Here is a 4,048-nt window from a genome sequence, read left to right as displayed (position 1 = left end):
ACCACACCGAGAAACTCGGCGAACCACCGGGGGTCAGTCGTCCGCGGGGCCTGTTGACCGAACCACTCAGGGCCCGTTCTGTCCGGCTCACTCGCTGACAGGAAGAAAGTTACGCCATGGGATTCGGGCACGTCAAACCGGGGTCGGAAACACCCGCTGACCTGCGCAAACTCGTCTCCGGGCCGCACGACACCGCGGTCGAGCCCGACCCTGCCGAGCGACGAACGGTCGCCCTGACGAGCTCACCTCGGATACTGGTTGACCAGCGCCGATCGCGCAAGTGGAAGCTCGCGGTGGGGGTTCGAACCGGAGCTCCATCCGTCGTTCGTCCCACGCCTGCCTGCTCGCCAACTGTTTTCAAGATTTTTTTCGACCGTCCGTCGTGGTGTCCGGCCGCGACGAGCGGTCGGTGTACGGGAGGTCGTCCTCGGGGGCGACGGGTTCAGGCGGTTGATCACGATCGTCGACCGCGGGTGGCCGTTCGTCGTGGTGCCTCGCAGGCCCGGTGCGTCGCCACGCGAGACTCGGGGCGTGCACTCCGACGGAGACGTCCTCCCACCCGTCCTGCATCGGCTGCGTGCCGGCGCGGAGCTCACGGCCGCGGCCTGGTGCCGTACCCCGGGTGCGACGGGTCGGGTCCGGGCGACCGTCGTCGCCGGGCAGCTCGTGGTGGATGCGGGCGACAGTGAGCCACTCCGGATCACGGCGTCGCCCGTGGCGCTTCCCCTCCGGACCCGGTCGGTGGACCGCGTCGCCGTCCCGATGCTGCTCCCCCACCTACGGGACATCGACGGTCTGTTCGCGGAGCTGCGGCGGGTCCTCGCACCGCACGGGCTCATCTCGGTCCTGGTGCCGGCGCCGCGGTCGTTCGGCTGGCGTGGGACCGCGTTGCGGAAGGCGGTCCGTGGTGCGTGGCGGCACAGGTCGGCCGTCGAGCACCCGGAGTGGCTGGCGGCCGCCGCAGACTTCGCCGTACTCGCCGACGACCGTCTCGACTTCACCCTCGACGGGGACGCGCCGTCGGACGGCGCCGACGAGCTGTGCGCCGCCGGCGTCTACCCGCCCGATCTCCCGGACCGGGCGCGTGCGGACCTCGCGGGGCACCGCACAGCTCTCCGGACGGTCCGGTTGCGCCGGGTGGTGGCCCGGCGCTGAGGATCAGTCCGCGGTGGCGATCTCGGCGACGGCCCCGGCGATCCGCAGATCCTGACCCGGGCCGCCGGCGTCGTCGACCTCCACGACGTCGGCGACGATCGCGGTGATGTTGTCGGGCCCGCCGCCCTCGTTGGCGAGCCTGATGAGCTCGTCGACGACCTGCTCCGGCTCCGCGCCGGAAGCGAGCTCGCGGTGCAGGACGTCGTCGTCGAGCACGGCGGTCACACCGTCGGAGCAGAGGAGATAGCGGTCCCCGACGAGGATGTCGACACGGTCGAGGTCCGGGTCCGGCGCGTGGTCGGTGCTCAGCGCACGCATCAGGACGGAGCGGCGCGGGTGGTGCGCCGCCTCCTCCAGAGTGATCTGCCCCTGGTCGACGAGCTGCTGGACCATCGTGTGGTCGTGGGTGAGCCGGCTCAGCTCGCCGTCCCGCAGGAGGTAGATCCGGGAGTCCCCGATGTGGGCGAGCGCGAGCTGGTCACCGGTGAGGAGCAGCGAGACGACGGTCGTACCCATCCCCCGCATCTCCGGCTCGTCCGCGGCGCGGCGGGCCAACCGGTCCGTGGCGTCGTTAAGCGCCTCGATCATCTCGGCCGCGAGGTCGATGTCGGTGAGGTCCTGCGGGAGCCGAGACTCCAGCTCGGTGAACACCGACACCGTCGTCGCACTCGCGATCTCGCCGTGGGCATGACCGCCCATCCCGTCGGCCACGATCAGCAGTCGGCCGGTCGTCGCTCCGGAGTCCTGGTTCGACGTCCGGCGACGGCCCACATCCGACCCGAGCGCGGATCGCAGTCCCAGCACCATGGGGACAGTATGGACGTCACGGTCCGTCAGCGTCGCAGGCGAGGCCCGTTCGGCGTGTGCTTCAACCGGTCGGATGGCGCTACGCCCTGCGCACGGGCCGGATCGGGTGGTTCGTGACGGCGGAGCCGCGGCTGTGATCGCTTGCCTCCCTCGCTACGGTGGGGGCGCACCGGACGAGGTCCGGGGCGGCCGGCCCTCGTAGCTCAGCTGGATAGAGCAAGAGCCTTCTAATCTCTAGGTCGTTGGTTCGAGTCCAACCGGGGGCACCAGGTCAGAGCGCCGTAACGGCGCTCTGCTCATGTCTCATGGAGCTAGACGTGGCGCGAATCTGTTTCTACGGTTCCGGTCATGGCCAGTCAGCCCGCAAGACGGAAGCGGCATCGCGGCGAGGTCGAGGTTCTCCCCAGCGGCTCGTTCCGAGTCCGCGTCTATGCGGGCGTCGACCCGCTCTCGGGGAAGCGCCACTACCTGCGTGAAACGGTCCCCGCCGGTCCGAACGCTGCCAAGGAGGCGGAGAAGACCCGCACCCGACTACTCGCCGAGGTCGACGAGCGCCGGAATCCGAGGACCAGCGCCACGGTCAACCAGCTTCTCGACCGCTACCTGAGCGTCGTCGAGGTCGAGGAGTCAACCAGGACCGGCTACGAGTCGATGTGCCGGAACTACATTCGCCCGGTCCTCGGAGAGCTGCGGATCGGACGCATCGACGGCGAGACCCTCGACGCCTTCTTCGCCGAACTGCGGCGCTGTCGTCGCCGCTGCGACCGACGAGCCAGGACCGACCACCGCATGGCCGAGGACCACGACTGCGACCGACGATGTAAGCCGCATACCTGCCGTCCGCTCGGTGGCTCCTACATGAGGCAGATCCACAACGTCCTGAACGGAGCGTTCACCCGCGCCGTCCGCTGGCGCTGGGTCGGCACGAACCCGGTCCGTCAGGCCGAGGCGCCACCTCAACCGACACCGGACCCTCAGCCGCCCACAGCGAGTCAGGCCGCGGCCATCGCCAACGAGGCGTGGGGCGATCCTCACTGGGGAATGCTCGTCTGGCTCGCGATGACGACAGGTGCCCGACGAGGCGAACTCTGCGCTCTGCGCTGGGACCGGATCGACTTCACCACGGGGGTTGTCGACATCGGCACCTCAATCGGGCAGGTCGGCGCCAGGACCTGGGAGAAGACCACGAAGACGCATCAGCGCCGACGGATCGTCGTGGACCCGCAGACCCTGGCCCTGCTTCAGGCCTACCTCCGTCACTCAGCCGAGACCGCGGCCGGGCTCGGTGTCGAGCTGCGACCCGACAGTTTCGTCTTCACACGCTCGCCCGACGGCTCAACCTGGCTCAAGCCCGACTCGCTGACGCAGCGCTACGCGAGGATGTGCGCCCGGCTCGGCTGGAACATGCACCTCCATCAGCTCCGGCACTACTCGGCGACCGAGCTGATCGCCGCCGGCGTGGATGTTCGGACGGTCGCCGGCCGGCTCGGACACGGAGGCGGCGGAACGACGACGCTCCGCGTGTACAGCGCGTGGGTCGCCGAGGCTGATCAGCGCGCGGCCGGGTCGCTCGCCGCTCGCCTTCCTCAGCTCTCCGCCAGCCCTTGGACCGAGGATGCGTCAACGGTTCCCGAGCTACCCGCTCCTGCACGGGGCTCCCGGCGCGGCGAGGAGAACCCTTACGAGGCGATCGCCGCCGACATCCGCGCGGCGATCCGCTGCGGCGCGCTCCTGCCCGGCGAACCCATCCCCACCGTCAAGGAGCTGGCTCGCCGGTACGAGGTCGCCGAGGCGACCGCGCACCGAGCAGTTGCGCTTCTCAGCGCGAGCGGCGAAGTCGTCGTGTCCCGTGGGCGCCGGGCTCGCGTCGGCTCCCCCGCCTCCACGTCAACCACACAGGACGGACCTTCCGATCCCTAGTTGTGATGTCCAGGGAGGTTGGTCAGCCTGGTGACTGGTGGCTGGCCGCCGATGGCGGAGTGAGCGCGGTGGTGATTGTAGAAGTGCAGCCAGCCGGGTAGGGCGTCGTTGCGTTGGCGGGTCGACTCATAGAGTCGGGCGTAGGCCCAGCCGTCGGCCAGGGTCC

General features: G+C 69.9%; 4 protein-coding genes and 1 tRNA gene. 3 read left to right on the top strand and 2 right to left on the bottom strand.

Features of this window, described 5'->3' with window-relative positions:
• Positions 1-714 precede the first annotated feature (714 nt).
• A complete protein-coding gene (locus FVA95_RS31145) occupies positions 715-1,155 on the top strand; it encodes a methyltransferase domain-containing protein (RefSeq protein ID WP_161992506.1) in 441 nt (146 codons plus the stop codon).
• A gap of 3 nt (positions 1,156-1,158) precedes the next feature.
• Here the strand turns inward: FVA95_RS31145 and FVA95_RS27805 are convergent, their stop codons facing one another.
• Positions 1,159-1,962: a PP2C family serine/threonine-protein phosphatase gene (locus tag FVA95_RS27805; RefSeq protein ID WP_161992505.1), complete on the bottom strand. Its 804-nt coding sequence runs from the start codon at positions 1,960-1,962 to the stop codon at positions 1,159-1,161.
• Positions 1,963-2,154: 192 nt separating this feature from the next.
• Between FVA95_RS27805 and FVA95_RS27800 the strand changes: the two genes are divergently transcribed.
• Positions 2,155-2,231, top strand: a tRNA-Arg gene (locus FVA95_RS27800).
• Positions 2,232-2,310: 79 nt separating this feature from the next.
• On the top strand, positions 2,311-3,882 hold the full coding sequence (locus FVA95_RS27795) for a tyrosine-type recombinase/integrase (protein WP_149666780.1): 1,572 nt from the start codon (positions 2,311-2,313) through the stop codon (positions 3,880-3,882).
• Here the strand turns inward: FVA95_RS27795 and FVA95_RS27790 are convergent.
• On the bottom strand, positions 3,879-4,048 hold a 170-nt coding region (locus FVA95_RS27790; protein WP_149665004.1), incomplete at its 5' end, for an integrase core domain-containing protein. The genes FVA95_RS27795 and FVA95_RS27790 overlap by 4 nt on opposite strands.

It is taken from the genome of Pseudonocardia sp. EV170527-09 (assembly GCF_008369905.1).
Taxonomy (GTDB): domain Bacteria; phylum Actinomycetota; class Actinomycetes; order Mycobacteriales; family Pseudonocardiaceae; genus Pseudonocardia.
Note: the sequence above shows the minus strand (reverse complement) of the source record. Positions and strands in the feature narration are given on the sequence as shown.

Coding starts and splice junctions, on each gene's coding strand:
- FVA95_RS27805 (WP_161992505.1), bottom strand. CDS start 1,962: ATGGTGCTGGGACTGCGATCCGCGCTCGGGTCGGATGTGGGCCGTCGC.
- FVA95_RS27795 (WP_149666780.1), top strand. CDS start 2,311: ATGGCCAGTCAGCCCGCAAGACGGAAGCGGCATCGCGGCGAGGTCGAG.